2 protein-coding genes are annotated in these 1,940 nt (G+C 73.6%); one reads left to right on the top strand and one right to left on the bottom strand.

Annotated elements, in window-relative coordinates; genetic code table 11:
- Positions 1-246: 246 nt before the first annotated feature.
- Positions 247-1,035: a glutaminyl-peptide cyclotransferase gene (locus SACSA_RS0114795; protein WP_048876841.1), complete on the bottom strand. Its 789-nt coding sequence runs from the start codon at positions 1,033-1,035 to the stop codon at positions 247-249.
- Positions 1,036-1,108: 73 nt separating this feature from the next.
- On the opposite strand from SACSA_RS0114795, the gene SACSA_RS23145 reads away from it, so the two are divergent.
- Positions 1,109-1,940, top strand: an 832-nt coding sequence (locus SACSA_RS23145) for a DUF3027 domain-containing protein (protein ID WP_019816674.1), incomplete at its 3' end; no start/stop codon positions are given.

The following is a 1,940-nucleotide window of genomic DNA, read 5'->3' on the forward strand; positions in this document are numbered from 1 at the left end:
CGTCGTCGGCGGCCCGCGTCGCCTCCCCAGGTGGTCCACCCGGACCCGGTGCCGCGGGTGGCTGTTCCGGCCCCGATGCCCCGTCCACCGGGTAGGCCTTGGTCGGTGGTGGTGCCGGTCGCCGGGCGGTGCCCTGCTCGCGCGGCGGACGGCTCGCCTCTGGTTCGGGCGTCCACCTCCGCCTGCCCTTGCGACCGGAACGCATAGACCAATCCTGCCGTACTCGTCTCCCGCTCGTGCGGGTGATCACCCGGACGGGACGAACCTCACCTTGAACATCTTCGGCCACAGCTTGCCCGTGAGCAGGAAGTACCCGGAGTCGCCGTACGCGGCGATGCCGTTGAGCACGTCGGCGTCCTGCCGCTCGGCCGGGTCGAGCAGGCCGGAGGCGTCGATGCGCGCGGTCACCGTCCCGGACTCCGGATCGATGCGCAGGATGTCGTCGCTGTGCCAGACGTTGGCGTAGATCTCGTCGCCGACGCACTCCAGCTCGTTGAGCTCGTCGACCTCGGTGCCGGAGTCGGTCACGGTGACCGAGCCGATGCGGGAGAAGTCGTCCGGGTCGCGGAAGGTCAGTGTCGGCGACCCGTCACTGGCCACGAGCCGCTCCCGTCCGGGCTGGTGGCACAGGCCCCACCCCTCGCCGGAGTAGTCGGCCCGGCGCCGCTCGGTCAGGGTCTCGCGGTCCCACTCGACGGCGACGCCGCCGCGCCAGGTGAGCTGCCACACCCGGTCGCCGACCACGGTGATCCCCTCGCCGAACAGCGGCTCCTCGAGGGAGGCGACGGCCGTCGGTTCCGCGCCCACCGGCCCGGCGCGCAGGGTGGACTCGCCGACGAGCCCGGTGCTCTCGTAGAGGGTGTCCCCGGCGATCTCCAGGCCCTGGGTGAAGGCGTCCGGGTCGTGCGGCAGGACCTCGACGACCTCGACCCCGAGACGCTCGGGCGCCCGCTGACCGGACCCGGGGCCGCTACCGACCTCCGGCGCGGTCGCACAGGCGGCCACGGTGGCCGCCGCCGCCACGATGCTGATCATCCGTCGCACGAACTCCACCCTGGCACGAACCCACCGCGGGGGAGTAGCGCCCAAATGCTGCACAATTGGAAGCATGGCCCTGCTGCTCACCCACGATGACGGCACCATCCGCCGCAAGCTCGCCGAGGCGGTGGACACGGCCAGGCAGGCCGCCCTGCTGGACGCGGGCGAGCACACCGTGGGCGCGCACGTCGGTGTCCAGCACGAGGACGCCGTCACGGTGACGCACCTGTTCGATTCCCTGTTGCCCGGCTACCGGGGCTGGCGCTGGTCGGTCACCGTGTCCACGGCAGGCGAGGACGCGCCCGTGACCGTGAGCGAGGTGGCGCTGACCCCGGGGCCGGAGGCGATCGTGGCGCCCCGGTGGGTCCCGTGGGAGCGCCGCGTGCGGGCGGGCGACCTCGGCGTGGGCGACATCTTCCCCACCCAGGACGACGACCCTCGGATCGCGCCCGCCTACGCCACCACCGACGACCCCGAGGTCGAGGAGGTGGCCCGGGAGATCGGCCTGGGTCGCGAGCGGGTCATGTCGCGACTCGGTCGTGAGGAGACCGCGACCCGCTGGCACCGGGGTGAGTACGGCCCGCGCGCGGACATGGCGCGCAGCGCACCCGGTTCCTGCGGCACCTGCGCGTTCTACCTGCGCCTGGCCGGGTCGCTGCGTGCCGCGTTCGGAGTGTGCGGGAACGAGATCTCGCCCGCCGACGGGCACGCGGTGCACGCCGAGTTCGGCTGCGGCGCCCACTCCGAGGTCGAGGTGGACCGGGGTTCGCCGGTGCCGGTGGCCGAGCTGGTCTACGACGACTCGCTGCTCGACACCGAGCGCAGCGGACAGGACGCCGATGCCGCGCCGCCGGAGGGCACCGGCACCGGTGCCGCCGACACCGGCTCCGGCGACGCGCCCG

The organism is Saccharomonospora saliphila YIM 90502, from assembly GCF_000383795.1.
Lineage (GTDB): Bacteria > Actinomycetota > Actinomycetes > Mycobacteriales > Pseudonocardiaceae > Saccharomonospora > Saccharomonospora saliphila.